Raw genomic sequence first — 24,718 nt, 5'->3', positions numbered from 1 at the left:
GCTACTCCACCCGGTCCTGGGGGCAGCCGTGAAGCAGGCGCCCGCCTTCCCGGGACCCGTGACAATCCGGCAGTCCGCTCCGGGGATGCTCCTTTCGAGCGCCGGAGGCCGGGGCTTGCAGTGCCCTTCCGGCACCGTGTCCTGGAATATTGGAGCCGGATCCTAAAGGACACCTGGCCGCGGGCAGTGAAGGACGGGGCAGGGACAACCACCGGCACCCCCGGTGAGGCCCCGCGCCGCCGCACAGACGTCCGCCTCACCCTGCCGGCAGCCGCGGTGTGGGCTGCGTCAGTCGCCGGGCTCTGGCTGGACCCTACAGCCCTGGCGGTCGTATGTTGCGCAGCGGTGGCCTTGGGGCTGCTCCTGCTGTTCCGCACGGCCCGGCCCTCCTTGCCCGGCCTCCGCCGGCGCAGGCTACGGGCAAACCCGGCAGGGGGAACCCGTACCGGGGGAACGGGGGCATCGGGAGGCGGGGCCTGCGAAGGAGGGGCGCCGGCAGCCAAAAATACTCCGGTTCGGCGGAGTTTCCTGGCCACCAGCGCGGTGGCACTCTTCCTGGCTGCCGCCGCGGCATCGCACTCGGCCGTCGCGTCCAGCCAGAGGTCCGAGGGCCCGCTGGCGGCGGCGATTGCGTCCGGGAAGTCGGTGGTGGCCGTGGTCGAAGTGGCGGGAGCCCCGCGCGCACTGGCGGCACCCGGCCAGGCAGGACCGCCCGAGCGTTGGTCGGTGCCCGTCTGGACACGGGATGTCAGCACCGGCGGCGTCCTGCTCAGGACGCGTGCCCACCTTGTGGTTATGGGCGGCCCGGCCTGGGCAACCCTTGTGCCGGGCCAGCTGGTCCGCACCGCAGGAAAGCTTCGCCCTCCTGATCCGGGCAGGGAGGAGGCCGGCACCCTCACTGCTTCCTCCCCGCCCGGGCGGCCCAACGAATCTCCGCTACTGCAGGGATCGGCCAAGGAACTGCGGGAACGGCTTGTTGCCGCAGCTTCCTTCCTCTCCCCTGATCCAGCGGGCCTGCTTCCCGGCATGGTCACGGGAGACACCAGCGCGCTGGATGAGGGCCTGAAGAACGCCATGAAAGGTGTGGGCATGACGCACCTGACAGCTGTCAGCGGGGCCAACTGCAGCCTGGTCCTCGGTGCATTGCTGTTGGCCTGCCGCAGCCTCCGCCTGCCCCGGGTGCCGGCTGCTGTGCTGGCCGGGGCCGGACTGGGCCTGTTCGTGGTGCTTGTGGGTCCCGATGCGAGCGTGCTTCGGGCGGCGCTGATGGGAGGTGTTGGACTGATCTCACTGGCAGGCGGGCGGTCCGGACGCGGGCTCAGCTTCCTGAGCGTGGCCGTCATCGCGCTGCTGCTGATCGACCCGGGCCTGGGATCGAGCTTCGGTTTCCTCCTGTCCGTCCTGGCCACCCTGGGGATCATTGTCCTCGGGCGCCGCATCATCGACTGGACGCCGGTGTTCATTCCGCGTTGGGTGGCGGCCGGGGTCGCAGTGCCGTTGTCGGCGCAACTGATGTGCGGGCCGGTTACAGTGCTGCTGCAACCCGAATTCTCAACGTACTCGCTGCTGGCCAATGTCATCGCTTCACCCCTGGTGGCTCCGGTGACACTTCTGGGGACCGCAGCCGTGCCCCTGGTAATTCCGGCTCCCTGGCCCGCCACAGCCCTGATCGCCGTAGCGGGCATCTTCAGCGCCGGCATTGCAGCCACGGCAAGGTTCACCTCACAGCTCCCGGGCGCATCACTTCCGTGGCCGGAAGGCGTTGCCGGGCTGCTCACCATGCTCTTCCTGTCAGCCCTCACGTTAGGAACGCTGTGGGCGGCGTCCCGGCCCCGCAGGTTCGGCCGCTGCGTCCTGGCTTCCCATCGGCGCGTTGTAGCCCTGATCGAGGCCCTTGAATCGCGCCAAGTCGGTACCCTGGACGGCCTTGGCCGCGGGTCAGGGCCCGGGCCGAGCCGGCCCGTGGTGCCACTGACGCCTGCCGGCTTGGACCGGACGGCCGGACGTGGCAGGCTGGAATCCTCCACAAGACTTTCCGGAAGGAACCCACGATGGCCGCTGCGCAGAAGCGAGCAACCCGTTCCCCGGCATCGAATGCGGCCTCCTGGCGGGATGTAAAGCCCGCTGCGGTGGTGCTGGTCAGCGGCCCGGAGGAGTACCTGGGCATCAGGGCCATGGACCACATCCGTGCCCAGGTCCGGGCAACAGCCCCGGACGTGGAGGTCAGCCGCATCAATGCGGCCGCGTACGAGCCCGGCACCCTGCTGATGCAGGTCAGCCCGTCGCTGTTCGGCGAAAGCAAGCTCATCGAGGTCGAAGCTGTCGAGGCCATGAACGACGCCTTCCTCGCTGACGCGCTTCGGTACGTAGAACATACGGAACCCGATGCCGTCCTTGTCCTGCGGCACGGCGGGGGAGTCCGTGGGAAGAAACTCCTGGACGCAATCAAGAAGGACGGCTGGCCCGTGGTGGACTGCCAGCCCCTCAAGAAAGACGCAGACAAGGTGGCCTTCGTGGCGGCCGAGTTCAAGGCCGGCGGCCGCCGTATTGAGCAGGACGCGGTGCAGGCCCTGGTCAACGCTGTCGGCGCAAACCTCTCGGAACTTGCGGCGGCGTGCAGCCAGCTCATCGCCGATGCCGGGACCACCGTGACTTCAGATATTGTGGACCGCTACTACGGTGGACGCATTGAAGCGACGGCGTTCAAGGTGGCGGACGCGGCAATGGCCGGCAACGCTCCTTTGGCCCTGTCCACGCTCCGTCATGCCCTCGCCACGGGAGCAGACCCCGTCCCGCTTGTTGCCGCGCTGGCCGCAAAACTCCGTACCGTGGCCCGCGTTGCCGGTGCGTCGGGCTCCTCTGGCCAGATTGCCGCGGAACTGGGCATGCAGCCCTGGCTGGTGGAGCAGGCGCAGCGCGACGTCCGCCGGTGGACCCCGGATGGCCTGGTCAGGTCCATCCAGGCCACGGCCGAGGCGGACGCGCAGGTCAAGGGGCTTTCGCGTGATCCTGTGTATGCAGTGGAGCATGCGGTCACGGTGATCGCCATGTCGGTCCAGGGCCGCTGACAGTTCCGTTCCGATCCGGGCCCAAGCCTGGCATCCGGGGCCGCAATTCAGGGCCTTAAAGATGTGTGGCCGGCCCCCGAGGGGACCGGCCACAACCATCAGTTCAGTTGAACTGGAAACCTTACAGTGCGTTGACCTTCTTGGAGATCGCCGACTTGCGGTTCGCTGCGTTGTTCTTGTGCAGAACACCCTTGCTGACAGCCTTGTCCAGCTTGCGGCTGGCAGCAACCAGGGCAGCAGCAGCTGCATCCTTGTCCGTGGACTCAACGGCGGTGTTGACGGCGCGGATGGCCGTCTTCAGCTCGGACTTGACTGCGTTGTTGCGCAGGCGTGCCTTCTCGTTGGTGAGGATGCGCTTCTTCTGGGATTTGATATTCGCCACGTGTGAACTCTCTTTTTAATGCGGAAATGGTCTAGAGGGCTTTCAGATTGGCCATTGACTGAGCGGCGTGGGGATACCTATGGCGGCCAACCATCAGTGGCCGTCGACCTGCACGGACACACAGCTACAAAGAATAGCAGGTCAGCGGCAGGGCTGGCCATTTCGGCGTTTACGTCCAGCCGTGTCGGCTGCGCAGTCCGGCCGCCACGGTGTCGAAGCGCGCACGGTCCAGGACAGCACCTTCGCGCCGGATGGCGTCCGGCCGAAGCTGCACGATCCTGTCCAGCCGGGCTTCGCTGGCCCGGCCCTGCCTGTCCCATGCGCCGGCGCCCAGGTCCACATAGTCCTGTGACACGGCCGATTCGGGGACACGGTCCCTGCTCGTGAGCATGACTCCCAACAAGTAACTGCCGCTGCGGCCCACCAAAAGCACGGGGCGGTCTTTGCCCCGGCTGTGGTCCTCTTCGTAGGGCACCCACGCCCACACCACCTCGCCCGGATCCGGTTCACCATCGGGCCTCGGTGCGTAGCGGACGCTGGACCGGCCCTGGAAGTCCCCGGGATATACATCGCCATCCACGGCGCCGCCGCGGGCAGCGGCCGGCAGGCGGGCGTTGCCGGGCACAGGCGCCGCCCGGCCGGGGGAGGAGTCGGGGCCAGGCGCCGGGGACGTCCTGGCTGCGTTGCGCAGTGCCCGGAGGCCTGTCCTGACGGCATCCTGCAGGGAGCGGAGATTGAGAACCATCCAGCAACCCTATAACCGCCCCCGGTACGGGAGAGTGAAGGCAGGAACTCCGCTCAGGATGCGGTGGCGCGGGCCCTGACGTGGGACACTGGAGGTTGAAAATGTGCGGTCGGGCCGCAGCGTGCCATCGGCGCGTCCTGCCTGGTTGCCCAAAGCCATCAGTGAATGCCAACAGTAAGGACCCTGCGTGTCTCCCATGGCCCGCACCGCCCCGGTGCCCGCCGCGACAGATCCGGCCATCATTCGGAATTTCTGCATCATCGCGCACATTGACCACGGTAAGTCCACCCTGGCCGACCGGATGCTGCAGTTCACCGGAGTGGTCCAGTCCCGCGACATGAAGGCCCAGTACCTGGACCGGATGGACATCGAACGCGAGCGCGGCATCACCATCAAGTCCCAGGCTGTCCGCATGCCGTGGGAGCTGGATGGCGTCAGCTACGCGCTGAACATGATCGACACGCCCGGACACGTTGACTTCACCTACGAGGTCTCCCGCTCCCTCGCGGCCTGCGAGGGAGCAATCCTCCTGGTGGACGCGGCACAGGGCATCGAAGCCCAGACCCTCGCCAACCTGTACCTGGCAATGGAAAACAACCTGACCATCATCCCGGTCCTGAACAAGATCGATCTTCCTGCGGCACAGCCCGAGAAGTACGCGGCTGAACTTGCCAGCCTGATCGGCGGCGAACCGGAGGACGTGCTGCGGGTATCGGGAAAAACCGGCATGGGCGTTGAAGCGCTGCTGGACAAGATTGTCCGCGACCTCCCGGCTCCCCAGGGTGACGCCAATGCCCCGGCCCGCGCAATGATCTTCGACTCCGTCTACGACACCTACCGCGGCGTGGTCACCTATGTCCGTGTGGTGGATGGCATGCTGCACCCTCGCGAGCGCATCCAGATGATGTCCACGCGGGCCACGCACGAACTCCTCGAGATTGGCGTGAGCTCCCCGGAGCCGACGCCCTCGAAGGGCCTGGGCGTCGGCGAGGTGGGGTACCTCATCACCGGAGTGAAGGACGTCCGCCTGTCCAAGGTCGGCGATACCGTCACCAACCTCGCCAAGCCGGCCGCTGAATCCCTGCCCGGCTACGCCGATGCCAAGCCGATGGTCTTTTCCGGCCTGTACCCGCTGGACGGCACGGACTATCCGGTGCTGCGCGATGCACTGGAGAAGCTGATGCTCAACGATGCCGCCCTGGTCTACGAGCCGGAGACCTCCGCGGCACTGGGCTTCGGGTTCCGGGTGGGCTTCCTGGGACTGCTCCACCTTGAAATCACCCGCGAGCGGCTGGAACGCGAATACAACCTGGACCTGATTTCCACGGCCCCCAACGTGGAATACGAGGTGACGCTGGAGGACAAGAAAGTGGTCCACGTGACCAACCCCAGCGAATACCCCTCCGGCAAGATCTCCGAGGTCCGCGAGCCCATGGTGTCGGCCACCATCCTTGCGCCGAACGAATTCGTCGGCGCCATCATGGAGCTGTGCCAGAGCCGCCGCGGCGTCATGGGAGGAATGGATTACCTCTCGGAGGACCGGGTGGAAATCCGCTACCGCCTGCCGCTCGCCGAGATCGTGTTCGATTTCTTCGACATCCTCAAGTCCAAGACCCGCGGCTACGGCTCGCTCGACTGGAAGGCCGACGGCGACCAGGTGGCGGACCTCGTCAAGGTCGACATCATGCTCCAGGGCGAACAGGTGGATGCCTTCTCCGCCATCACGCACCGCGACAAGGCCTACGCCTACGGCGTCATGATGACCACCAAGCTGCGCGAACTCATTCCCCGCCAGCAGTTCGAGGTGCCCATCCAGGCGGCCATCGGCTCCAGGATCATCGCCCGGGAAAGCATCCGCGCCATCCGCAAGGACGTCCTGGCCAAGTGCTACGGCGGCGACATCTCCCGTAAGCGCAAACTGCTGGAGAAGCAGAAGGAAGGCAAGAAGCGCATGAAGATGGTGGGCCGCGTTGAGGTCCCCCAGGAAGCCTTCATCGCCGCGCTCACCACGGACGAGTCCAAGGACAAGGCCAAGAAATAGTGGTCACAGCGGCCGGCGCCACCGGAGGCCCCTGCAATGCCTAGCACTCTTCCCCTCGGCGACCCGGCGCCGTCGGACGGTCTCCTGCCTCCCCAGGCGGTTGACGGTGCGGCGGGCCGGGCGTTCGGGCTTTACGTCCACATTCCGTTCTGTGCCGTCCGCTGTGGCTACTGCGACTTCAACACCTATACCGCCACGGAGCTCGGCGGCGGGGCCTCGCAGGACGCCTATGCCGCCACGGCCGCCTCCGAAGTGTCCCTGGCAGCCAGGGTCCTGGCGGAATCAGGGCTTCCTGCGCGACCGCTCAGCACGGTGTTTTTCGGCGGCGGCACACCCACCCTGCTTCCCGCCGAGGACCTCGCCCTGATCCTGCGCCGCGCCATCGGACAGTGGGGAATCGAGGCCGGCGCCGAAGTCACCACGGAGGCGAACCCGGACTCCGTCACGCCTGAATCCCTTGCCATCCTGAAGGAAGCCGGCTTCACCCGCATCTCCTTCGGGATGCAGTCTGCTGTGCCGCATGTCCTCAAAGTGCTTGACCGGACCCACACGCCCAGCCGAGTCCCGCAGGTTGTGCAATGGGCCCGGGACGCGGGACTGGCTGTGAGCCTGGACCTCATCTACGGCACGCCGGGGGAGTCCCTGGACGACTGGCGCTACTCCCTGGAGACGGCACTGTCCTACCAGCCGGACCACATCAGCGCCTATGCGCTGATCATCGAAGAGGGAACCAAGCTCGCCGCCCAGATCCGCCGGGGCGAGGTTCCAGGAATCGACGACGACGACCACGCCGACAAGTACGAACTCGCCGACGACCTCATCACCAAAGCCGGCCTGGGCTGGTACGAGGTCAGCAACTGGGCCCGCACGCCGGAGCAGGCCTGCCGCCACAACCTCGCCTACTGGCGGGGCGACGACTGGTGGGGGATCGGCCCCGGCGCCCATTCGCATGTGGGCGGCGTGCGGTGGTGGAACGTCAAACACCCCACGGCCTACGCCGGACGCCTCGCACAGGGAGTGTCACCGGCGGCCGGCAGGGAAACCCTGGACCAGGAGACCCGGAACGTCGAACGTGTGATGCTCGAGGCCCGTCTCCAGTCCGGCCTCGAAGTATCGTCGCTGGGCCAAGAAGGACGCCATGAGGTTGCGGGGCTGATCGCGGACGGCCTCGTGGATCCTGCTGCCGCGTTCAGGGGCAGGCTGGTCCTGACCCTCAAGGGCAGGCTGCTGGCAGACGCGGTGGTCCGCCGGGTCCTGCCGGACTGAACGGCACAAAGCAACGTGGGTCCGCGCCCCCGCGGGCGTGGACCCGTGCAGCCGCTACTTGATCCAGCGCAGGTTGTACTGGTAACGGTGCGGCTGGCCACGGTTGACATGGATGCCGGCCGCCACCGAGAAGCAGGTGAGCGCAATCCAGATGAGGGTGGCGATGACGGCAAAGATGTTGCCGATCACGGGGACGAAGACCACCAGGATGTTCGCCAGCAGGGCAGCAATGGTGGGCGGCAGGCTGAAATTCAGGGCTTCCTTGGATTCCTGTGCCGTGAAGGGCCCGCGGTCCCGGAAGATCAGGTAGATCAGCAGCGACGGAACGCAGCCCAGGATGCCCCCGAAGTGCGCCATGGTGGCCCATTGCCGGTCTTCGCTGGCTGTCAGGGGCAGCGCATTCGCGGGAACGCCGTGGTACTCCGAACGGCCCTGGCCGCCCGGGCTGTCCCTGTGATCACGTGCGTTTTCTGCCACAGTCTGTTCCTTCTGAAGTGCAATGGTGCCGGCTAAGAAAGCTTATTGGGTGCGGCGGCCTGCAATGTTGCAGGATCCGCAGTACCAAGAATACTTGGTACCGGCCCCATACCTGCCCCGGGATGCGCGGGCCGGGGCAGAACCGTCCTTCAGGGCACGGTGAGGAAGTCGATGACTTCTTCGACCCTCCCCAGCAGCGAGGCTTCCAGGTCGGCGTACGTTCGGACGGCGCCGAGCAGTTTCTGCCAGCCAAGCCCGATGTCCTCCTTTGTGGCATGGGGCCAGCCGAACGCTGCGAGAATGCCGGTCTTCCAATCCTGCCCGCGCGGCACTACCGGCCACTGCTCAATGCCCAGGACCGCGGGCCGGATGGCCTGCCACACGTCCACGTAAGGGTGACCCACAATCAGGACGTTCCCTGCAGCTCCCGGCGAGGCCATGACGGCGTCCGCAATGCGGGATTCCTTGGAATCCGGCACCAGGTGGTCCACCAGGACGCCGAGGCGCCTGCCCGGTCCGGGCCTGAACGCTGCGACGGCCCCCGCCAGGTCATCAATGCCGTGCAGGGGTTCGACGACGATGCCCTCCACGCGCAGGTCGTCTCCCCAGACCTTTTCCACCAGTTCGGCGTCGTGCTTTCCCTCCACCCAGATCCGGCTGGCCTTGGCCACCTGTGCCCGCTGGCCGGCGACGCGGACGGACCCGGAGGCGGTCCGGCCGGCGACGGCGCCGGCGGCCTGCCGCGGGGCCGGGGGCAGGAGCTTGATGGCCCGGCCTTCGAGGAGGAATCCGAAACCAAGCCGGAAGGACCGGGATTTACCGCGCCGGTCCTCCAGGGCAACCACGTGCATGCCGCCGGATTTTTCCACCCGGGTCACGGCGCCCACCCAGCCGGACTGGACGTCCTCAAGGACCATTCCCCGTTCAACGGGAACCTCGGGCAGTTCAGTCTTTGCGGGAGCGGACAAGTCGCGTGGGCCCCAGTTCTGGTACTGCATGGTTTCACTCCGCCTAGCGTTCGGTCACAGGTCCGGATTTCGCCCGGAGCGGTACCAATGCTAGCAACGGCGGGAGTCATAATAGACTGTTAGCACTGAGGCATGTCGAGTGCTAACCCTTGAGGTGGCACAGCGCGGGCGGCGCGGCCGCCCCGAACCCTGGATGGAGGTGGAGTGTGAGCGAGCCACGCAAACTTGAAGTGCTGCGTGCAATCGTGGAGGACTACGTCCACTCCCGGGAACCCGTCGGGTCCAAGGCCCTGGTGGAGCGGCACCATCTCGGTGTGTCCAGCGCAACGATCAGGAACGATATGGCCGCCCTGGAGGAAGAGGGCCTGATCACCGCTCCGCACACCAGCGCCGGACGTATCCCCACTGACAAGGGTTACCGGCTGTTCGTGGACCAGATCTCGGCGGTCAAACCGCTGTCCCAGGCCGAGCGCAGGGCCATCCAGTCGCTGCTGGAAGGATCTGACGACCTCGACGACGTCCTTGACCGCACGGTCCGCCTGCTGTCGCAGCTGACCAACCAGGTTGCCGTGGTCCAGTATCCGCACCTGAGCCGGGCACTGGTCCGCCATATCGAGTTCGTCCTCCTCGCGCCGCGCAAGGTGCTGGTGGTGCTGATCGCCAACAGCGGCAAAGTGGAACAGCGCGTTATCGACGTCGGCCAGGACCTGGGGGACGACGCCCTCGCCACCCTGCGGGCACGGTTCCTTGGCTCCCTTGCCGGCACTCCGCTGAACCAGCTCGCCCAGTCCCTGCCGGCAGTGGTGGCCACAGCCGGCCCGGGGCAAAGGCAGGCCGCCCATGCCCTCGCCGTCGGCCTCGAAGGCCTGGCCCAGAGCAGCAGGGAAGACCGCATGGTCATGGCGGGCACCGCCAACCTTGCGCGTTCCAACGTGGACTTTCCGCTCAGCATCGGACCGGTCCTGGAAGCACTCGAGGAACAGGTGGTCATGCTCCGCCTGCTGAGCGAAATGGCGCAGGACCACCGCGGGGTGGCTGTCAGCATCGGCCGCGAGAATCCCTACGACGGCCTTGCCGAGGCGTCCGTCGTTGCCACGGGGTACGGTCCGGACCACATTGCGAAAATTGGTGTCCTGGGACCAACCCGGATGGACTATCCCACCACCATGGCCGCAGTCAGGGCCGTTGCCCGCTACCTTTCGCGGATCCTGGGACCCTGACGTTTTCCCGTTCCCGGGCATGCAGATCATTTCCCGCAGTCCAACTGCAGGCAGTACAACAAGGAAGAGATACGAACTTTGAGCAGCCACTACGACGTCCTTGGAGTCTCACCGGAGGCCACGGGAGAAGAGATCAAGAAGGCCTACCGCAAGCTGGCGCGCACGCTCCACCCGGACGTCAACCCGGGTGAGGACGCGTCGGACCGCTTCAAGGCCGTGACCCACGCCTACGAGGTTCTTTCGGACCCGCAGAAGCGCCGCGTCTACGACACCACCGGCAACGAGAACGGCACGGACAACGGCTTCGGCGGAGGCAGCTACGCCGGCCAGGGATTCGCGTTCCAGGACATCTTCGACACCTTCTTCGGGGCCGGCGGAACAACGGGCCCGGCTTCCCGCGTCAGGCGCGGCCAGGACGCACTCATCAGTGTCCGCATCGAACTCCGCGACGCTGTCTTCGGCGTCAACAAGAAGCTGGAAGTGGACACGGCCGTCACGTGCCCCACCTGCGAAGGTTCGTGCTGCCGGCCGGGAACCCATCCGGAACGCTGCGACATCTGCGGCGGCAGCGGCCAGGTCCAGCGTGCCGTGCGCTCCATCCTGGGACAGGTCATGACCGCCGCCCCGTGCGGTACGTGCGAGGGCTTCGGCACCGTCATCAAGGACCCCTGCAATGAGTGCAGCGGCCAGGGACGCATCCGCAGCCGCCGTTCGCTGACCATCAAGGTTCCCGCCGGCGTAGCCACCGGAACCCGCATCCAGCTTTCCGGCCAAGGCGAAGCAGGTCCCGCCGGCGGTCCCGCCGGCGACCTCTACGTCGAGATCCGCGTGAACAACGACGCCACCTATGTCCGGGACAACGACGACCTCCACGCAACCCTGCACCTTCCCATGACCGCTGCAGCCCTGGGCACCGAGGTGAGCCTGGAAACGTTCGACGGACCGCAGGAGATCGACGTCAAGCCGGGCACCCAGTCCGGCGAGATCATCACCCTTCGCGGACTTGGCGTGACCCACCTTCGCGGGTACGGGCGCGGCGACCTGAAAGTGCACCTCCAGGTCGAGACTCCCGCCAAGCTGGACGCCGCGCAGGAGGACCTCCTGCGTCAGCTTGCCAAGATGCGAGGTGAACAGATCACCGAGGGCAAGCTTGCGGCCAGCGGGGGCATGTTCGCCAAGCTCCGGGACCGGCTCGGTAACCTGTAGCGGTGAGCAACCCGGTCTTTTTCACTCCTCCCGGTTCCCTTGACCAGCTGGTGGCGGGGGAAGTCTTTGTCCTGGAGGGGCCCGAGGCGCGGCACGCCGTCACGGTGAAGCGGCTTGCCCCGGGCGAGCCCGTTGACATCGTGGACGGCGCCGGGACGCGCATGAGCGGAAAGGTGCTTGCGGCGTCCCCCTCCGGGCTGGATGTTGAGTGCTCCTCCGTGGCCGTTGAGCCGCAGCCGGTAACAAGGCTGGTGCTGGTACAGGCGCTGGCGAAGGGCGACCGCGACGAACTTGCCATTGAGACGGCAACTGAACTCGGGATCGACGCCGTCATACCCTGGCAGTCCGAACGGTCCATCGTCCGCTGGAAAGGCGACCGGGCCGCGAAGGCCCACGCCAAATGGCAGTCCGTGGTCACGGCAGCCGCCAAGCAGGCGCGCCGCGCCTGGGTTCCCGAGGTGCGGCCCGTCGTCGACACCGCCGCGCTGGCCGGCCTCGTGGAGGCCGCAGGGCTTGCCGTCATCCTGCACGAGGACGCGGTTAGGCCCTTGCGGACAGTGCTGGAAGCGTGGCAGCGCGGCGGAACCCCAACGGAACCCCGCGAAGTCTTCCTGATCGTTGGGCCGGAAGGCGGCATCAGTCCCCGGGAAGTAACCCGGCTCTGCGGCAAGGGTGCTGTCACGGCCCTGCTGGGGCACCATGTGCTGCGCTCATCCACCGCCGGCCCCGCCGCCGTCGTGCTTGCCAGCGACGTCCTGGGCCGCTGGGCGGCGCATGCTGCCGAGCCTGCCGGTTGAGCAGGCCGCCGAAGCTGCAGCGTGCGGGCTAGCGGACTTTGAAAGCCCGCGAGTCCTCGTTCTGGTCCGGCTGCCCGTCGGCGCCGGCCTGGGCCACGCGCAACTCGTAGTCGCCGGAAGGCAGCGTGAGGGCAAGCGTGAAGATCCCTCCCTGTCCGGGCTGGGCGGAGGCCGTTGTTTCTCCGGTGAGGAACGGTACCTTGTTGCCGTCCTGCTCCGCCCGCTGGATCTGCCAGCGCAGCTTGCTGCCGGCCAGGGTGCTGCGGCCGGTGATCTTCACGCTTCCGTCGGCAATTTCCACATTTTCCTGCGGATCGATGATCCAGACGGGCGCCACCATGCCCGCGCCCCTCGTCATGAGGTCACCCAGCTGGATGTGGTCGAAAGCAACGTAGTCCGTGTGCCCGTCCACCAGGATCCGCACCCGGATCTGCTGCCCGGAGTCAATGAGCCCGGAGCTGGCCGCAGCGGCCGTGGCCGTATAAACAAGCTGCTGGACGGCACGGGCCGCCATGTCAGCGTCGAGGTTGCTGTTGAACGCGTCCTCGGACACGTCCACCGTAATAACGTCCTTGCCGGAAATCGAGGTGGCGAGCTTGCTGGGATTCTGCCACGGGGTGAAGAAGTCCGGATCAAGCGGCTTATCCTTCATCATCGCCCGCAGGGCACGCGTCACGGGGTTTTCCTGCTCCGGCACGTCCCGGAACTCCCGGTAAAGGAACACGCTGCTGCCGGTGCGGCCAATCCAGTACACCGGCGCCTTGTTGGAGGACTGCGTGGTTTCAAGGGGGGCGCTGGTGGATGGTGCGGTGCCGGTGGCGGCAGGCCCGGAGTTCAGGAGGCCGGTAGGTGCAGGATTGGGCTCGGCCAGGCACCCCGCCAGGAGCGGGCCCACTGCCAGAACCACTGCGAGGACCGCAGGGCGCGCACGGCCCCAGCGTCGTCCTGCCCTCAGGGGCGCAGCTGATGCCGGCACGTTTGGTTGCCTGTCCTTTCGCAACTGGGCCGCTTCCGGGCGGCGGTAGTCCAGCAATGAAGCTGGATTTCCAGCATGGCACAGGGCGCTGGACCGTACGGCCCTGCCATGGTCCCCGGGGCCAACTGCAACGGGAACGATATGAGGCCGATATGAAGTTGATACCTAATGACGCAGCCTCCGCGCCTGAAGGCCGCCTTGCCCTGGTCCGTGGCTGGTTGCCTCATCCGGTGTTGACGCCGTACTGGCGTAAGATGGAGGGACCGCTTGGGCAAGGCGCGCCGGATGCGGTGGCCGGCCCTGCGGTGGACATTATTTTCGTACTTTGAGGGGATCACGGGCCTGCGGGCCGTCACCATGACTGAATCAGCGAATGGAAAGCGCCGGCTCAACACAGGCGAAGGCGCTGCGGGGGAGTTTCCCCATTCCCTGCCCGGCAGCCGTACCGAGGTTGTACTTTTCGACAACTCCGACCAGATGGTCCAGTCCTTGGGCAGCCACGATGAGGCTTTGCGCTTCATCGAGGAACAGTTCCCGCACGTCAATTTCCACGTCCGCGGAAATGAACTTTCCATCACTGGTCCTGCCAGCGACGTGCCCCGCATCATGCGGCTCCTCCACGAGGTCCGCGGCCTGGTGGCCCGCGGCACGGTTATCAGTCCCGCTGTCCTTCAGCAGCTCGTGGCCCTCCTGCGTACCCAGTCGCTGCAGAACCCCGTGGATGTTCTGACCCACGACATCCTTTCCAGCCGCGGGAGGACAATCCGTCCCAAGACGCTGAACCAGAAGACCTACGTCGACGCCATCGACAACAACACGGTGATCTTTGGCATTGGCCCGGCCGGAACAGGGAAGACCTACCTGGCCATGGCAAAGGCTGTGCAGGCGCTTCAGCAAAAAGAGGTCAGCCGGATTATCCTGACGCGCCCGGCAGTTGAAGCCGGGGAACGGCTGGGATTCCTGCCCGGAACCCTGAGCGACAAGATTGATCCCTACCTGCGCCCCCTCTACGACGCGCTGCACGACATGATGGACCCGGAGTCCATTCCCAGGCTGATGGCGGCGGGCACCATCGAAGTGGCTCCGCTGGCCTACATGCGCGGACGCACGCTCAATGACGCCTTCATCATCCTTGACGAGGCGCAGAACACCACGCCCGAGCAGATGAAGATGTTCCTGACCCGGCTGGGCTTTGGCTCCAAGATGGTGGTCACCGGCGACGTCACCCAGGTTGACCTGCCCTTCGGCACCCGCTCCGGGCTCCGTATTGTGGCGGAGATCCTGCAGGGTATCGAAGGCGTCAGTTTCTCGGTGCTGGACGCCGCAGACGTTGTCCGGCACCGCCTGGTGGGGGATATTGTCAACGCCTACAGCATCTGGGATGAGGCACAGCGCAGCCGGGTAAAGCATTCGACCGGCGCCGGCAAGCGGGGGGAACACGCATGAGCATCGAGGTCAACAACGAGTCCGGTGTCCAGGTGGACGAAGCTGAACTCGTTGCTTTGTCCCGGTACATCTTCGAACAGCTCTACATCCATCCGCAGGCTGAACTGTCCATCCTCCTGGTGGATGAGCCTGCAATGGAGAAGCTTCACATCGAACTGATGGACGAGCCAGGTTCCACGGATGTTTTGTCCGTGCCCATGGACGAGCTGACCCCGGGTACGCCTGACCGGCCCACGCCCCAGGGAATGCTGGGCGACATTGCCATTTGCCCCCAGGTGGCCCGGGTGCAGGCCAAAAACGCCGGCCACCCCCTCCAGGACGAGATGTTGCTGCTGACCACCCACGGCATCCTGCATCTGCTGGGATACGACCACGCCGAACCCGAGGAAAAGGCCGAGATGTTCGGGCTCCAGCGTGAGCTGCTGTCCGGCTTCACGGGCAAAGAAGCGCCTGCCGAGACCACCCAGTGACGCCCCTGCTCCTCGTGGCAATGGCCCTGGTTTTCCTGGCCGTTGCGGCGGTGCTGACCGCGGCGGAGGCCGCGTTCAACTTCATCCCGCGCCATGATGCCGAGGAAGCCCTGGTCAAGAGCCGCGGCACCGCCCTGCGGCGCATCCTCGGCCAGCCTGTGGCGCACATCCGCGCCCTGAGGTTCTGGCGCATCTGGTTCGAAATGGCGTCCGCCGTTGCCGTGTCCGTCCTGCTCTACAGCCTGCTCAGCAACGTTTGGCTTGCGGGCCTTGCAGCAACCGGGATTATGGCCCTGCTGGGCTTTGTCATTGTTGGTGTCTCCCCGCGGCAACTCGGACGGCTGCACGCAGCCGCTGTTGTCCGCTTCACCGCGCCGACGATCCGTTTCCTCACCTGGGTGCTGGGGCCCATCCCGGGCTGGCTGGTGAGGCTTGGAAGCACGGCGGCCCCCGGGGCCCCCGGCGGCGACGAGGCGTTCTTCAGCGAGCAGGAATTCCGTGAACTCGTGGAGCGCGCCAGCGAGTCGGACATGATCGAGGACACCGAGGCTGAGATGATCCAGTCCGTCTTCGACTTCGGTGACACCCTTGTCCGCGCCGTCATGGTGCCCCGGACCGACATCCTTACCATCGAAGCGGGGTCAAGCCTGCGCCAGGCCATGTCGCTTTTCCTTCGTTCCGGCTATTCCAGGATTCCGGTGATCGGCGACAGTACCGACCAGATCCTGGGCATCATCTACCTGAAGGATGTTGCCGCCGTCATCCATGAGCTGGCGCCCAACGAGGAGCCGCCGCTGGTGGAATCGCTCGCCCGCGACGTTCGCTACGTACCGGAGTCGAAACCTGTCAGCGACCTGCTCCGGGAGCTGCAGAAAGAGTCCACGCACGTGGCCATCGTGATCGACGAATACGGCGGAACGGCCGGCCTGGTCACCCTCGAGGACCTTATCGAGGAAATCGTGGGCGAAATCGTGGACGAGTACGACACCGAAAGCGCGGAGGCCGTGGAGCTGGGGGACGGTTCGTACCGGGTCAGCGCGCGGATGGGGATTGACGACCTCGGCGAGCTCTTCGGCATTGAGCTTGACGACGACGAAGTGGACACCGTCGGCGGCCTGCTCGCCAAGGCCCTGGGCCGCGTTCCCATTGTGGGGAGCTCCGTGGAAGTGCACGGTGTGTCCCTGCGGGCCGACCGGCTTGAAGGCCGCCGAAACCGCGTCAGCCACATTATTGCGGCACCGTTGGCAAAAGAAGACACTGACCTTGAAGATCTCTTCGACGAGGCGGAAGCAACCCAGCAGGGAGTTTCACGTGAGCAAGAAAAATAAGGCCGAAGGCCAGGACGATTTCGGCGGTTTCCACGCAGGATTTGCGATCCTGGTGGGACGGCCCAACGCGGGCAAGTCCACTTTGACGAACGCGCTGGTGGGCAAGAAGGTGGCCATTACGTCCGCCAAACCGCAGACCACCCGCCACACCATCCGCGGCATCGTTCACCGCGAGGACGCACAACTCATCCTCGTGGATACGCCGGGCCTCCATCGCCCGCGGACGCTCCTTGGCAAGCGCCTTAATGACCTCGTGGCGGATACGCTGGCCGAAGTTGATGCGATTGGGTTCTGCCTGCCGGCCAACGAAAAGATCGGCCCCGGAGACAAATTCATTGCCGCCCAGCTCGCGGCGGTTGGCCGCAAGCCCGTGATCGCCATCGTCACCAAAGCCGACCTCGTGGACCGCCAGGCCCTGACGGAACAGCTCCTGGCCGTCGCAGCCCTCGGCAGGGAAGTGATGGGGGAGGACGGCTGGAAGGACATCGTTCCCGTTTCTGCCACCGACGGCTTCCAGGTGGGCACCGTTGCTGACGTCCTGATCAGCCACATGCCGCCGTCGCCCCCGCTGTACCCCGACGGTGAACTGACGGACGAACCTGAGGCCGTCATGGTCGCAGAACTGATCCGCGAGGCGGCGCTGGAAGGTGTCCGCGATGAACTTCCGCACTCGCTCGCTGTGGTTGTGGAGGAAATCGTTCCCCGCGAAGACCGGCCCGAAGACAGCCCGCTGCTTGACGTGCGGGTCAATCTCTACGTTGAGCGTCCCTCGCAGAAGGCGATCATCATCGGCAAGGGCGGCAGCCGGCTGCGTGAAGTGGGCACCAATGCACGCAAGGGCATCGAGGCGCTCCTGGGCACGCGGATCTATCTCGACCTTCACGTGAAGGTGGCGAAGGACTGGCAGCGGGACCCGAAACAGCTGGTCAAGCTGGGTTTCTGAGCCGTTTCGGCTCCGCCGGCGCAGGCCGCCCGGCATTTTCCCAGCCCGGGCCACTAAAATGGGCCGGATTTGGTTTTTAGAGGAAGGTTCACCACGTGGGGCTAGGCCGCGACAGACGCGACAACGGACTCGATGGTCCCGCCGGAGCGGGACCCGTATCCCGCCACGCCGACGGCGGTACCGTCGGTGCAGCCCGCCATCTTGGGCGCATAAGCGGAATGCCGGTGTGGCTGAAGGTGGTCACGGCCATCCTGTCAGTGGCTATTGTGGGCGGCCTCGCCTTCGCGGGCTTCTGGTTTCTGCGCCTGCAGGGCAACATTTCCAAAGCGCCCCTGAACGCCGGTGGCGGCAGCAACGAATCCGTGAGCGACGCCACCGGACGGATGCAGATCCTCATCCTCGGTTCCGATACCCGTGACGGGAAGAACTCCGAATACGGTACCGCGGATGACTCCAACGGATACGGCAAGTCCGATGTCATGATGCTGATGGACATCTCCGAGGACAACAAGCGCGTCAGCGTCATCAGCTTCCCGCGGGACCTGCTGGTTGACATCCCGCAGTGCAAGGACCCGAAAACCAACCAGGTCTATCCTGCCCGCAGCGGTGTGATGATCAATGAAGCCATGGCTGAAGCAGGCATTGGCTGCGCCGTGGACACCGTCAACAAACTCACCGGCCTGGAAGTGGACCACTTCATGATGGCTGACTTCAATGCCGTGAAGGAACTGTCCAACGCGGTCGGGGGTGTGGAGGTGTGCATCAGTGACGCCGTCTACGATCCTGACTCACGCCTCCGGCTGCCGGCCGGCACCTCGGCTGTCCAGGGTGAGATGGCCCTCGCGTTCCTGCGCACCCGGCATGCCTTTGCCGACGGCGGCGACCTGGGCCGGATCAAGGCCCAGCAAGGGTTCCTGTCCTCCCTGACCCGCAAGATCAAGGACGACGGTACGCTCTCGGATCCGGGAAAGATGCTGAAGATCGCCGACGTGGTAACCCAGAACCTGACCGTCGATGAAGGGCTGGCCTCGGTGCCCAGCCTGCTCACCATCGGGTCCCGGCTCAAGGACATCGACGTCAGCAAGGTGGCGTTCGTGGCTGTGCCCACCACCCCCGCGGTGCTGGATCCGAACAGGCTCCAGATTGCCGAGCCCGCAGGTTCCCAGCTCTTCTCGGCAATGCGGCAGGACGTCGACCTGACCGATCCAACCGCTCCGTCGCCTGCGCCAACGGAGACGTCGGCACCCCCGACCCCCACGGAAACCACGCCTGCGCCCCCGCCCTACGACAAAGCCCTGCAGCCTGTCACGGTGGCCAACGGCAGCGGCGTCCCGGGCCGTGCCCAGGAAATAGTCCAGGCCCTGGTCGCCGGCGGATTCGCGCAGGCCGGCCGGTTTGAGGCGACGGCTGTGGCGCAGTCAGTGGTCTACTACGGCCCGGACTTCGCGGACGTGGCAGCGGATGTTGCCGCAATGCTGGGTATTCCCGCTGAACAAATGCTCCCTGCCCCGAACATCGCAGGGGTCCAGGTATACCTCGGTACCGACTTCACCGCCGGCACCACCTACGGGGCGGCCGTATTGCCCGAAGACATCGTTAACCAGACAGCCAAGGATGCGGCCTGCCAGCAGGCCAATCCGATGCTCATCGAGCGTTAGCGGACCGGGCCCCAGCGGCACAACGGAACAGTCTGTGACAAGGCACAACGGGGACCGCCGGAAGGCGGGTCCCGCTGTGCCTTGTCATTACCAGATGCTGACGCGTTCCGCGGGAGGCATCCACATGCCATCCTGTTCGGAAACCTCGAATGCCTCGTGGAAGGCGTCGAGGTTCCTGGCAATGGCATTGGTGCGGAACTCGTTAGGGGAGTGCGGGTCCGTCGCGAGCCGGCGGATAGCCTCCTCCTGCCGAATGACCTGCCGCCAGCCGGCGGCCCACGAGGCAAAGAAGCGCTGCTCCCCGGTCAGGCCGTCCAGGACCTCCGGTTCCTTTCCGTCAAGGCTGATCTGGTAGGCCTTGTAGGCGATCGCCAGGCCTGCCAGATCGCCAATGTTCTCGCCAAGCGTGAGCCGGCCGTTGACGTTGTGTCCTGGCGCCGCGGAGGGTGACAGGGCATCGAATTGGGCTACGAGTTTGGCGGTGAGCTCTTCGAAAGCCTCCCGGTCCTCGTCCGTCCACCAGTTCCGCAGCGCCCCGCCGCCGTCGAACTGGGACCCCTGATCATCAAAACCATGGCCGATCTCGTGCCCGATGACAGCCCCGATGCCGCCATAGTTCACGGCGTCGTCAGCATCGGCCGTGAAGAACGGGGGCTGCAGGATCGCTGCCGGGAACACGATTTCGTTCATCATCGGGTGGTAGTACGCGTTGACCGTCTGCGGGGTCATGAGCCACTTGTTGCGGTCCACCGGCTTGCCCACCTCATCAAGGTGCCTGTCGACGTCGGCATTGTGTGCACGTTCCACATTGCCCAGCAGGTCAGCCGGATCGATCTCCACGGCGGAGTAATCGATCCATTCCTCCGGGTAGCCGATTTTCGCCCGGAACCCCTCAAGTTTCCGGAGCGCTTCCGCCTTAGTGGCGTCTCCCATCCAGCCCACGGCGGTGATGCTCTGCCGGTAGGCCTCAATCAGGTTGGCAACAAGCGCCTGCATGCGGGCCTTATGGGTCTCCGGGAAATGCCGGGCGACGTAGATCTGCCCCACGGCTTCGCCAAGCGCCGCTTCGACGACGGCGACACCGCGCTTCCAGCGGTCCTTGTTCCTCGGGGTGCCGCTGAGGGTGGTCCCGTAGAAGGCGAAATTGGCATCCACGAACGACGACGAAAGGTAGGGGGCCGCGGCGCTCACCACCCGCATGGCGAGCCATTCCTGCCAGTGGGCCAGCGGCTCGGACCCAAGGAGCGCTGCGGCCCCGTCGAAGAACGGCGGGGTGCTCACCACGATTTCCCGGCGTTTGGCCTCGTCGATGCCGGCGGCTTCGAACCATGTGGTGAGCAGGGGGAACAGCGCGGACGCTTCATCCGCCGTCTTCAGGTTGTAGGTCTTTTGCGGGTCCCGAAGCGTGACTTTGTCCCAGTGGTGGGATGCGAGCCTGGTCTCCAGCTCCACCACCCGCCCGGCGGCGGCCCCGGCGTCAGCAACGCCGGCCAGCTCAAGCATGGTCTTCACGTGTGCGTTGTACGCCGTAACCGTCGGCGCGAACTTTTCTTCCCGGTAGTACGACTCGTCCGGCAGGCCAAGGCCGCCCTGTCCGGTGTACAGCAGGATCCGGTCGGGGTTGCCCGCATCGGGGGCCGGGTAGATATAGAAGAGCCCCCCAACATCGGCCCGGAAGAGCCGCCCTGCCAGGGACACGAGCTCAGCCACGGTGGTTGTGGCGAACACGGCCGCCAGCCTCTGCCGGATCGGTTCCATGCCCTTGGCTTCCACAGCGGTCTCGTCCATGAAGCTGTTGTAGAGGTCGCCGATCTTCCGCTCGATTCCGCTGGCGGCGTCACCCTTGGCCGCCGCCTCCTCAATGATGTCCCGGACCGCGATCTCTGCACCGTCCCGGAGCGCCGTGAAGGCTCCCTCAAGCGGACGGTCGTCAGGGATTTCCGCGCCCTTCAGCCAGGCACCGTTGACGTGCTGGTACAGGTCATCCTGCGGCCGGACCGTGTGGTCGATGGTGGACAGGTCGATCCCCGATATGGGCACTGAAACTCCTTTGATGAAGGGCCGCGGCCCGGTCGAATACCCGGCGGCGTCTGCATGGTGGACTTTACGGACGGTAGTGCCCTTTCATCTTACGCACGCGTGTTACCCTCAAAAGGTGCGTGCAGAGCTCCTTCTTCTTAGCTGCCGCGGCGAGGCCTCAGACGCGATCTAGCGCAAGGCCCACCCTCGCTGCGGAGTTTGTGTTGCCCGGCCACCCTTTCACCGAAGAACCACAGAAAAGGCCCCGATAGTAATGCGAAACGCACAGAAGCCCTCAGGAATGCCCGCCCACCGCTACACGCCGTTCCAGGACCAGATCAAGGTAGAGCTGCCGGACCGCACGTGGCCGGACAAGATCATCACCAAAGCCCCCCGCTGGTGTGCGGTGGACCTGCGTGACGGGAACCAGGCGCTGATCGATCCCATGAGCCCTGCCCGCAAGATGAAGATGTTCGACCTGCTGGTACGGATGGGCTACAAGGAGATTGAGGTAGGTTTTCCCTCTGCTTCCCAGACGGATTTCGACTTTGTCCGCCAGCTCATTGAGGGCAACCACATCCCGGACGACGTCACCATCCAGGTCCTCACCCAGGCCCGCGAGCACTTGATCGAGCGCACCTACGAATCCCTGGTAGGCGCCAAGCAGGCCATCGTCCACCTGTACAACTCCACCTCCGTCCTGCAGCGCCGGGTTGTCTTCAACCAGGACGAGGACGGCATCCTGGACATCGCACTCCAGGGCGCCCGCCTGTGCAGGAAGTACGAGGAAACCCTAGCGGACACGCACGTGACCTACGAGTACTCCCCGGAGTCCTTTACCGGCACTGAGCTGGAATACGCTGTGCGGGTCTGCAACGCCGTCGCTGATGTTTTTGAAGCCTCCGCGGACCGCCAGGTCATCATCAACCTGCCTGCCACCGTGGAAATGGCCACCCCCAACGTTTACGCCGACTCCATCGAGTGGATGAGCCGCCACCTGCATCCCCGCGAAGGCATCATCCTCTCCCTGCACCCCCACAATGACCGCGGCACTGGCGTAGCGGCCGCGGAACTGGGCTATATGGCGGGCGCCGACCGCATCGAGGGCTGCCTCTTCGGCAACGGTGAGCGGACCGGCAACGTCGACCTGGTGACCCTCGGCCTGAACCTGTTTGTGCAGGGCATCGACCCCATGATCGACTTCTCCAACATCGACGACGTCCGCCGGACCGTGGAGTACTGCAACCAGCTCCCCGTCCCCGAGCGCTCACCCTACGGCGGCGACCTCGTCTTCACCGCGTTCTCCGGCTCCCACCAGGACGCCATCAAGAAGGGTTTCGAGGCGTTGGAGCGGGACGCCGCGGCCGCCGGCAAGGCAGTGGAAGACTTCACGTGGCAGGTGCCGTACCTGCCCGTGGATCCCAAGGACCTGGGCCGCAGCTACGAGGCCGTTATCCGCGTCAACTCGCAGTCCGGCAAGGGCGGCGTGGCCTACCTGCTGAAGAACGAGCACAGCCTGGACCTGCCGCGCCGCGCCCAGATCGAATTCTCCGGCGTGATCCAGAAGCGCACGGACACCGTTGGCGGCGAAGTAAGCGGCGCCCAGCTGTGGCAGGTCTTCCAGGATGAGTACCTGCCCTCCGGGAAGGCAGACGGGCAGTGGGGACGCTACTCCCTGGGCGCTGTCAAGACAGAAACGGATGACGACGGCGGCATGACGCTTCACGCCTCGCTCACCGTGGACGGCGTGCAGGTCCAGCGTACCGGGACCGGCAACGGCCCCATTGCGGCCCTGCTGAGCATCCTGCGGGAAGACGGCGTGGATGTCCGGGTCCTCGACTACAGCGAACACGCCCTGTCCGAGGGCGGCAATGCCATGGCCGCCGCCTACGTCGAGTGCGCCGTGGGGGAGCGGGTCCTGTGGGGCGTGGGCATTGACGCCAACACCAGCATGTCTTCGCTGAAGGCAGTTATTTCCGCCGTGAACCGCGCCATCCGGGACGCCCGGGCCTGACGCCGCACCGTTGAGCCGCCGGGACCCGCCGGCGGCACAACGGAGCCCCGCCCGGTGGCGGCCGGCGGAATGGTGCCTGCAAAGGATGGGAAGATAAGGCGTGGCCCAACACTCTTTCGCCTCCCGCGCGTACCGGGACGACGCCGTCGTACTGCGCACCCATAAGCTGGGCGAGGCGGACCGGATCATCACCCTCCTGACCAAGCACCACGGCCAGGTGCGGGCTGTGGCCAAGGGGGTCCGGCGCACCAGCAGCCGGTTTGGAGCGCGCCTTGAGCCCTTTATGGTGGCGGACCTGCAGCTTGTTTCCGGCAAGACGCTGGACATCGTCACCCAGGCGGTGGCCAAGGGCGCCTACGGCGGCAGCATTGCCGCCGATTACGGCCGGTATACGGTGGCGGCCGCGATGACCGAGACGGCGGAGAAGCTCACCGACGTCGACGGGGAGGCAGGAACTGCTCAGTACAACCTGCTGGTGGGTGCCCTGGCCGCCTTGAGCAGGGATGAACACGCCGCCGGCCTGATCCTCGACTCCTATCTGCTGCGCGCCTTGGCCACCGGCGGCTGGGCCCCCAGTTTTACGGACTGCGCCCGCTGCGGGGTTCCCGGCCCGCATACCGCTTTCTCAGCGCCGCTGGGAGGGATGGTTTGCAGCGGCTGCAGGCCCCCAGGATCACCGGCTCCTGCGCCGGAAACCGTGGTCCTCCTGGCGGCACTGCTCACCGGCGACTGGACCACGGCGGACGGCTCCCTTCCGCCACACCGGAAAGAAGCTGCGGGCCTGGTGGCGGCGTACCTGCAATGGCATCTCGAACGAGTCCTGAAGTCCCTCAAACATGTGGAGCGAAGCTGACAGTGGCCCTCGGCAAAAAGAACCCCGCGTCCCGAAAGCGCACCCACCCGGTGGTTGCACCGTACCCTCATCCCTCCGGAGCCGTGGCGCCCTCCATCCCCGCAGAGTTCATTCCCCGCCACGTGGCGATCGTGATGGACGGCAACGGGCGCTGGGCCAACCAGCGCGGACTGCCCCGGATTGAAGGGCACAAGGCAGGCGAGCCGGCGCTGCTGGACGTCATGGCAGGGGCGATAGAACTCGGCATCGAGTATGTCAGCGTCTATGCCTTCTCCACGGAAAACTGGCGCCGGTCTCCGGAGGAAGTACGCTTCCTGATGGGATTTAACAAGGATGTGCTGCGCCGGCAAAGAAACCAGCTCGATGAATGGGGCGTGCGCGTCCGGTGGTCCGGCCGCCGGCCGCGGCTGTGGGGCTCAGTCATCCGGGAGCTGGAAGAGGCCGAGGAGTTCACCGCGGGCAACAGCACTTGCACGTTGACCATGTGTGTTAATTACGGCGGCCGGGCTGAAATTACCGACGCGGTCTCGGCCATCGCCGCCGAGGTTGCTGCGGGCAGGCTGAAGCCCGGTGCCATCACCGAGCGGACCATCCAGAAGTACCTTGACGAGCCGGACCTGCCGGACGTGGACCTGTTCCTCCGCAGCTCGGGCGAGCAGCGGCTGTCCAATTTCATGCTTTGGCAGTCCGCCTACGCCGAGTTCGTTTTCATGGACACGCTGTGGCCCGACGTCGACCGCCGGACGCTCTGGGCGGCAGTGGAGGAGTACGCCCGGCGGGACCGCCGGTACGGCGGGGCGGTGGATGCCGCCGCACCCGCGGGATCCTAGGGTCCACGCCC

The 24,718-nt window shown here is 65.8% G+C and carries 21 protein-coding genes; 15 read left to right on the top strand and 6 right to left on the bottom strand.

What is annotated here, in order from left to right; all coding sequences use genetic code 11:
* The first annotated feature begins 186 nt into the window (after window positions 1-186).
* Entirely contained in the window at window positions 187-2,118 is a 1,932-nt protein-coding gene (locus tag ACQ3DC_RS08860; protein WP_430752018.1) for a ComEC/Rec2 family competence protein, read from the top strand.
* A complete protein-coding gene (gene holA, locus ACQ3DC_RS08855) occupies window positions 2,052-3,068 on the top strand; it encodes a DNA polymerase III subunit delta (protein ID WP_157242275.1) in 1,017 nt (338 codons plus the stop codon). Before ACQ3DC_RS08860 ends, holA begins: the two co-directional genes overlap by 67 nt.
* A 121-nt stretch (window positions 3,069-3,189) precedes the next feature.
* On the opposite strand, the gene rpsT is transcribed toward holA, so the two are convergent.
* Together rpsT and ACQ3DC_RS08845 are read right to left on the bottom strand one after the other, a co-directional pair.
* The gene (gene rpsT, locus ACQ3DC_RS08850; protein WP_011692086.1) at window positions 3,190-3,450 is read right to left on the bottom strand and encodes a 30S ribosomal protein S20; all 261 of its coding nucleotides are present in this window, start codon (window positions 3,448-3,450) and stop codon (window positions 3,190-3,192) included.
* A gap of 169 nt (window positions 3,451-3,619) precedes the next feature.
* Window positions 3,620-4,195, bottom strand: coding sequence for a type II toxin-antitoxin system PemK/MazF family toxin (locus tag ACQ3DC_RS08845; protein ID WP_157242276.1), 576 nt, complete (start codon window positions 4,193-4,195; stop codon window positions 3,620-3,622).
* Window positions 4,196-4,382: 187 nt separating this feature from the next.
* On the opposite strand from ACQ3DC_RS08845, the gene lepA reads away from it, so the two are divergent.
* Both lepA and hemW read left to right on the top strand, forming a co-directional pair.
* Window positions 4,383-6,236, top strand: a complete 1,854-nt coding sequence (lepA, locus tag ACQ3DC_RS08840) for a translation elongation factor 4 (protein WP_321213598.1) — start codon at window positions 4,383-4,385, stop codon at window positions 6,234-6,236.
* A 36-nt stretch (window positions 6,237-6,272) separates the two neighbouring features.
* Window positions 6,273-7,502, top strand: a complete 1,230-nt coding sequence (hemW, locus tag ACQ3DC_RS08835; protein ID WP_421093276.1) for a radical SAM family heme chaperone HemW — start codon at window positions 6,273-6,275, stop codon at window positions 7,500-7,502.
* A 54-nt stretch (window positions 7,503-7,556) separates the two neighbouring features.
* Here hemW and ACQ3DC_RS08830 read toward each other — a convergent pair whose 3' ends face one another.
* Complete coding sequence (locus tag ACQ3DC_RS08830) at window positions 7,557-7,979, bottom strand: DUF4870 domain-containing protein (protein WP_321213596.1); 423 nt, start codon at window positions 7,977-7,979, stop codon at window positions 7,557-7,559.
* Window positions 7,980-8,128: 149 nt separating this feature from the next.
* Complete coding sequence (locus tag ACQ3DC_RS08825) at window positions 8,129-8,977, bottom strand: DUF3097 domain-containing protein (RefSeq protein ID WP_157242278.1); 849 nt, start codon at window positions 8,975-8,977, stop codon at window positions 8,129-8,131.
* A 176-nt stretch (window positions 8,978-9,153) separates the two neighbouring features.
* Between ACQ3DC_RS08825 and hrcA the strand changes: the two genes are divergently transcribed.
* The 3 genes from hrcA (at window position 9,154) to ACQ3DC_RS08810 (ending at window position 12,170) form a co-directional block, all read left to right on the top strand.
* Complete coding sequence (gene hrcA / locus ACQ3DC_RS08820; protein WP_321213595.1) at window positions 9,154-10,167, top strand: heat-inducible transcriptional repressor HrcA; 1,014 nt, start codon at window positions 9,154-9,156, stop codon at window positions 10,165-10,167.
* 78 nt (window positions 10,168-10,245) lie between these two features.
* Window positions 10,246-11,373 carry a molecular chaperone DnaJ gene (dnaJ, locus tag ACQ3DC_RS08815; protein ID WP_157242280.1) on the top strand — a complete coding sequence of 376 codons (1,128 nt, stop codon included), beginning with the start codon at window positions 10,246-10,248 and terminating at the stop codon, window positions 11,371-11,373.
* Between the two features lie 2 nt (window positions 11,374-11,375).
* Window positions 11,376-12,170 (top strand): 16S rRNA (uracil(1498)-N(3))-methyltransferase, encoded by a 795-nt coding sequence (locus ACQ3DC_RS08810; RefSeq protein WP_323057133.1) that lies wholly within the window; start codon window positions 11,376-11,378, stop codon window positions 12,168-12,170.
* A 28-nt stretch (window positions 12,171-12,198) separates the two neighbouring features.
* Here the strand turns inward: ACQ3DC_RS08810 and ACQ3DC_RS08805 are convergent, their stop codons facing one another.
* A complete protein-coding gene (locus ACQ3DC_RS08805) occupies window positions 12,199-13,146 on the bottom strand; it encodes a GerMN domain-containing protein (protein WP_321213593.1) in 948 nt (315 codons plus the stop codon).
* 357 nt (window positions 13,147-13,503) lie between these two features.
* Here ACQ3DC_RS08805 and ACQ3DC_RS08800 point away from each other — a divergent pair, with 357 nt between their 5' ends.
* The 5 genes from ACQ3DC_RS08800 (at window position 13,504) to ACQ3DC_RS08780 (ending at window position 18,991) form a co-directional block, all read left to right on the top strand.
* Window positions 13,504-14,592 (top strand): PhoH family protein, encoded by a 1,089-nt coding sequence (locus ACQ3DC_RS08800; protein WP_157242281.1) that lies wholly within the window; start codon window positions 13,504-13,506, stop codon window positions 14,590-14,592.
* Entirely contained in the window at window positions 14,589-15,062 is a 474-nt protein-coding gene (gene ybeY / locus ACQ3DC_RS08795; protein ID WP_157242282.1) for an rRNA maturation RNase YbeY, read from the top strand. The genes ACQ3DC_RS08800 and ybeY overlap by 4 nt, the downstream gene beginning before the upstream one ends.
* Complete coding sequence (locus tag ACQ3DC_RS08790; protein ID WP_321213592.1) at window positions 15,059-16,390, top strand: hemolysin family protein; 1,332 nt, start codon at window positions 15,059-15,061, stop codon at window positions 16,388-16,390. The genes ybeY and ACQ3DC_RS08790 overlap by 4 nt, the downstream gene beginning before the upstream one ends.
* On the top strand, window positions 16,374-17,333 hold the full coding sequence (era, locus tag ACQ3DC_RS08785; RefSeq protein WP_321213591.1) for a GTPase Era: 960 nt from the start codon (window positions 16,374-16,376) through the stop codon (window positions 17,331-17,333). Before ACQ3DC_RS08790 ends, era begins: the two co-directional genes overlap by 17 nt.
* 218 nt (window positions 17,334-17,551) lie before the next feature.
* The gene (locus tag ACQ3DC_RS08780; protein WP_157243182.1) at window positions 17,552-18,991 is read left to right on the top strand and encodes an LCP family protein; all 1,440 of its coding nucleotides are present in this window, start codon (window positions 17,552-17,554) and stop codon (window positions 18,989-18,991) included.
* Window positions 18,992-19,078: 87 nt separating this feature from the next.
* On the opposite strand, the gene ACQ3DC_RS08775 is transcribed toward ACQ3DC_RS08780, so the two are convergent.
* A complete protein-coding gene (locus ACQ3DC_RS08775; RefSeq protein ID WP_430752017.1) occupies window positions 19,079-21,031 on the bottom strand; it encodes a M13 family metallopeptidase in 1,953 nt (650 codons plus the stop codon).
* A gap of 253 nt (window positions 21,032-21,284) precedes the next feature.
* Here ACQ3DC_RS08775 and leuA point away from each other — a divergent pair, with 253 nt between their 5' ends.
* The 3 genes from leuA to ACQ3DC_RS08760 all read left to right on the top strand — a co-directional run bounded on the left by leuA (window position 21,285) and on the right by ACQ3DC_RS08760 (window position 24,707).
* Complete coding sequence (gene leuA, locus ACQ3DC_RS08770; protein ID WP_321213588.1) at window positions 21,285-23,024, top strand: 2-isopropylmalate synthase; 1,740 nt, start codon at window positions 21,285-21,287, stop codon at window positions 23,022-23,024.
* 100 nt (window positions 23,025-23,124) lie between these two features.
* Complete coding sequence (recO, locus tag ACQ3DC_RS08765; protein WP_321213587.1) at window positions 23,125-23,877, top strand: DNA repair protein RecO; 753 nt, start codon at window positions 23,125-23,127, stop codon at window positions 23,875-23,877.
* A 2-nt stretch (window positions 23,878-23,879) separates the two neighbouring features.
* Window positions 23,880-24,707 carry an isoprenyl transferase gene (locus ACQ3DC_RS08760; RefSeq protein ID WP_321213586.1) on the top strand — a complete coding sequence of 276 codons (828 nt, stop codon included), beginning with the start codon at window positions 23,880-23,882 and terminating at the stop codon, window positions 24,705-24,707.
* Window positions 24,708-24,718: the final 11 nt, after the last annotated feature.

This window comes from Paenarthrobacter sp. NEAU-H11 (genome assembly GCF_050573415.1).
Lineage (GTDB): Bacteria > Actinomycetota > Actinomycetes > Actinomycetales > Micrococcaceae > Arthrobacter.
This window is presented reverse-complemented; position numbering and strand designations above follow the sequence as displayed.

What these genes read in the sequence shown, in the direction of transcription:
- ACQ3DC_RS08825 (WP_157242278.1), bottom strand. Translation starts at nt 8,977, where the DNA reads ATGCAGTACCAGAACTGGGGCCCACGCGACTTGTCCGCTCCCGCAAAG.
- ACQ3DC_RS08845 (WP_157242276.1), bottom strand. Translation starts at nt 4,195, where the DNA reads ATGGTTCTCAATCTCCGCTCCCTGCAGGATGCCGTCAGGACAGGCCTC.
- ACQ3DC_RS08780 (WP_157243182.1), top strand. Translation starts at nt 17,552, where the DNA reads ATGCCGGTGTGGCTGAAGGTGGTCACGGCCATCCTGTCAGTGGCTATT.
- ybeY (WP_157242282.1), top strand. Translation starts at nt 14,589, where the DNA reads ATGAGCATCGAGGTCAACAACGAGTCCGGTGTCCAGGTGGACGAAGCT.
- leuA (WP_321213588.1), top strand. Translation starts at nt 21,285, where the DNA reads ATGCGAAACGCACAGAAGCCCTCAGGAATGCCCGCCCACCGCTACACG.
- hemW (WP_421093276.1), top strand. Translation starts at nt 6,273, where the DNA reads ATGCCTAGCACTCTTCCCCTCGGCGACCCGGCGCCGTCGGACGGTCTC.
- ACQ3DC_RS08800 (WP_157242281.1), top strand. Translation starts at nt 13,504, where the DNA reads ATGACTGAATCAGCGAATGGAAAGCGCCGGCTCAACACAGGCGAAGGC.
- holA (WP_157242275.1), top strand. Translation starts at nt 2,052, where the DNA reads ATGGCCGCTGCGCAGAAGCGAGCAACCCGTTCCCCGGCATCGAATGCG.